Annotated in this window: 4 protein-coding genes; 2 read left to right on the top strand and 2 right to left on the bottom strand. The window is 62.8% G+C overall.

Annotation, left to right across the window (positions count from 1 at the left end):
- Nucleotides 1-440: pyridoxal-phosphate dependent enzyme (locus EN935_RS27150; RefSeq protein ID WP_127373808.1), on the bottom strand; the 440-nt coding region annotated here is incomplete at its 3' end.
- Between the two features lie 226 nt (nucleotides 441-666).
- Between EN935_RS27150 and EN935_RS27145 the strand changes: the two genes are divergently transcribed.
- Both EN935_RS27145 and EN935_RS27140 read left to right on the top strand, forming a co-directional pair.
- A complete protein-coding gene (locus tag EN935_RS27145) occupies nucleotides 667-1,488 on the top strand; it encodes an SDR family oxidoreductase (RefSeq protein ID WP_127373807.1) in 822 nt (273 codons plus the stop codon).
- A gap of 95 nt (nucleotides 1,489-1,583) precedes the next feature.
- Nucleotides 1,584-2,558: an alpha/beta fold hydrolase gene (locus EN935_RS27140; protein WP_127265455.1), complete on the top strand. Its 975-nt coding sequence runs from the start codon at nucleotides 1,584-1,586 to the stop codon at nucleotides 2,556-2,558.
- Nucleotides 2,559-2,660: 102 nt separating this feature from the next.
- Here EN935_RS27140 and EN935_RS27135 read toward each other — a convergent pair.
- Nucleotides 2,661-3,479, bottom strand: an 819-nt coding sequence (locus EN935_RS27135) for a DEAD/DEAH box helicase (RefSeq protein ID WP_164771370.1), incomplete at its 5' end; no start/stop codon positions are given.

Here is a 3,479-nt window from a genome sequence, read left to right as displayed (position 1 = left end):
GCCCAGATGGCGCCGTTCGGCTCGGTCCTTGCCAGTTGCTCGGCCAGCCGCCCCGACAGTTTCACGTAATTGTTGGGGTTCTTGTATGGCACCGCAGGCACCTCGATCAGCTCGGCGCCGAGCAGTTTGATCGTGTCCTTCTTCTCCTGGCTCTGTGTGTCCGGAATGACGATGACGGTGCGGTAGCCGAGCGCCTTGGCGACCAGCGTCAACCCGATGCCGGTGTTGCCGGCCGTCCCTTCGACGATGACGCCGCCTGGCTTCAGCAGCCCACGCTGCTCGGCGTCGCGGATGATGAACAGGCCCGCGCGATCCTTGACCGACTGGCCCGGATTCATGAATTCGGCCTTGCCCAGGATCTCGCAGCCGGTTTGCTCGGAAGCTTTGTTGAGGCGGATCAGAGGCGTGTTGCCGATCGCGTCGATCACAGAACGGGGCATTCAGGATTCCTTGTGTGCATGCGCCGAAACCCTAGAAACCCGACGCTTCGGTTTCAAGGCAAGAATTTGTCTGGTCCAGTCGCATTTGCGGTACTGTAGTTGCGTCAACGCTTCCCGAGACCGACCTCTTACGCCACTGTTCATTTCCGGCTGACGTTGAAAAGCAGCTTTTCATTCGATTTCTTCACCGCTAGAGCAAAGCATCAACAAGTCGACAGGGCGCAGCATGACACTCTACCGGGCCAACCCGAAGCACGGCGTCGCCTGGATCACGGGCGGCAGCAGCGGCATCGGCCGTGCGCTGGCCAGGGATCTTGCGTCCCAAGGCTATGCCGTGGCGGTGACAGCGCTCGACGACGATCCGATCGACACGCTTGTCGTCGAGACCGCGCAGATGCCGGGCAGCGTCACGGCCTTTCCCTGCGACGTCACCGACGAGCCGCGCATGGCAAGAACCGTCGCCGCGATCGAGAAGGAGCTCGGCCCCATCGTGCTCGCCATCTTCAATGCTGGAAACTACATTTCGACGCCGGGTGAAAATCTTGTCGTCAACGACTTTCGCCGGACCTTCGAGGTCAACTATTTCGGCATCATCAACGGCCTGGTGCCCGTCATCGAACGCATGCGTGTACGGGCACGCGGCCATGTCGTGCTGGTCGGCTCCGTCACGTCCTATTTCGGCTGGCCGACAACGGCCGCCTATGGCGGCACCAAGGCGGCAATCAACATCCTGGCCGAGTCGCTGAAGTACGATTTCGACAAGATGAACGTGCGCATCCAGGTGTTCAATCCTGGCTTCATCGACACCCCGCTGACCGAGAAGAACATGCTGCCGATGCCGGGGCTGATGCCGGTCAACCGCGCGTCGCGTCGCATGGCGCGGGGCATCAAGTCCGGCGGTTTCGAAGTCACCTTCCCGCGCCGGACAAGCTGGCCGCTGAAACTGCTCGGCCTGCTGCCGAGGCCGCTGTGCAGAGGGGTGATCAGCCTGACGACCAGCTGGAAGGCGCGGCCGCTGCATTACGACCGCAAGCCGCCAATCGAATAGATCCGTTGACGAAGTTGGCAGGCGCTCGGCTTCGGCCGCCGTTGCCTGTTGGTGGCCGCCGCCATAGGTTGAAATCGTGTTGCGTGGAGTCTGCGATGGGGCGACGGATCGTGCTTGCTGTGCTGGGCCTTGTCGCCATCCTCGCACTGGCCTTCGTGCTCGGCCCACGCGTTCCCGTCGACACCACGATCCGTTTCGATCCCTCGGTCATCGGCGACGATCCGCAGGCCTATGTGGCAAAGGTGGAAGCTGCGGTACCCGGAATCCGCGACGGGCTGGAGAAGGAGATCGTCTGGGCCAATCCGATGGTGCATGCCAAGACGCCGCTGTCGATCGTCTACATACACGGCTTTTCCGCATCGAAGGGCGAGGTCCGCCCACTGCCCGACGACGTGGCCGACCAGCTCGACGCCAACCTCTTCTACACCCGCCTCACCGGTCATGGGCAGGACGGCGCGGCGATGACGCAAGGCAGCATCAATGCCTGGGTCAACGACTATGAGGAGGCGCTCGCCATCGGCCGGGCGATCGGCGACAAGGTGATCGTCATCTGCACGTCGACCGGCGGCTCGCTGGCGGTATGGGCGGCGACGCAGCCGGGCGCTTCGGACGGCGTCGCCGCGATCGCGTTCATCTCGCCGAATTTCGGCGTGAAGGCTTCGGGCGCCGAAATCCTGACCATGCCGTGGGGCAAACAGATTGCAAAACTCGTCGCCGGCAAGGAACACAGCTTCTTGCCACGCAACGCGCTGCATGAAAAATTCTGGACCACCCGCTATCCGATCGAGGCGACCTTGCCGATGCAGGCGCTGACCGAGCTCGCCTATGGCGCGCCGATTGAAAAGGCGACCATCCCTGCTTTGTTCATCTTCTCGGATTCGGACAAAGTGGTGCGGCCCGACCGCACCCGCGAAATCGCCGGGCGCTGGGGCGCGCCGCATGAACTGGTTCCGGTCGACGACACCGGCGACCCCGACAACCATGTCATCGCCGGCGACGCCCTGTCGCCGTCGACCACGGCCTTTCTGGCGCAAAGGATTGCCGTCTGGGTCGAGGCAGTGGTGAAGTAGCAGATGAAAAAAGGGCGACAGAAGCATCGCTTCAGCCGCCCTTTCCTAGTCGGTCTCGGCAATCAGCCAGGCCAAGCCTAACTGATTACAACGCGGTCTGGCTTACGCAGCCCGCGCAGCCGGGCGCTTGCCGCCGAAGCGGCGCTTGTTATTGCCCTTGAAGGCCGGCTTGGCGCCTTCCGGCTTGCGCTCGCCAGCGAAAGCTGGCTTGTCGCCAAAGCGCTTCTTGCCAAAGCCGTTGCCTTTGTTCTCGCCACCGGGCCGCCTGCCGTCGCGACGACCATTGCGGTCGTTGCGGTCATTGGCCGGCTCGAAGCGTTCGTTCTTTTCAGCCGGATTGCGTACCGGATCCGGGCTGCCGAGATGGTCGGCAACGATCGGCAGCTTGGTGCGGATGATGCGCTCGACCTGGCGCAGCTTGCTGTTCTCGGAAGGATCGCAAAGCGTGATAGCGATGCCGTCCATGCCGTTGCGGCCGGTGCGGCCGATACGGTGAACGTAGCTCTCCGCTTCGTCAGGCAGATCGAAATTCACGACATGGCTGATGCCGGGCACGTCGATGCCGCGCGCCGCAATGTCGGTCGCCACCAGAATGCGCACCGAGCCCTCGCGGAAATCGTTGAGCGCCTTCTGACGTGCATTCTGCGACTTGTTGCCATGGATGACCGCGGCCTTGAAGCCGTCGCGCTCGAGGTCCTTGGTCACCCTGTCGGCACCATGCTTGGTGCGCGAAAAAATGATGACGGACTTCATCGCCTCATCGGCGAGCATCGTCGACAGCACCTGGCGCTTCTGCTTGGTGCGGGCAAAGACGACGCCTTGCACGATTTCGGCCGCTGCCGTGCTTTGCGGCGCGACTTCGACGCGGATCGGGTTCTTCAAGAGGCCCTTGGCCAGTTCGGCGATTTCATTGGGCATGGT

The sequence above is a fragment of the Mesorhizobium sp. M7D.F.Ca.US.004.03.1.1 genome (assembly GCF_003998635.1).
GTDB classification, from domain to species: domain Bacteria; phylum Pseudomonadota; class Alphaproteobacteria; order Rhizobiales; family Rhizobiaceae; genus Mesorhizobium; species Mesorhizobium loti.
Note: the sequence above shows the minus strand (reverse complement) of the source record. Positions and strands in the feature narration are given on the sequence as shown.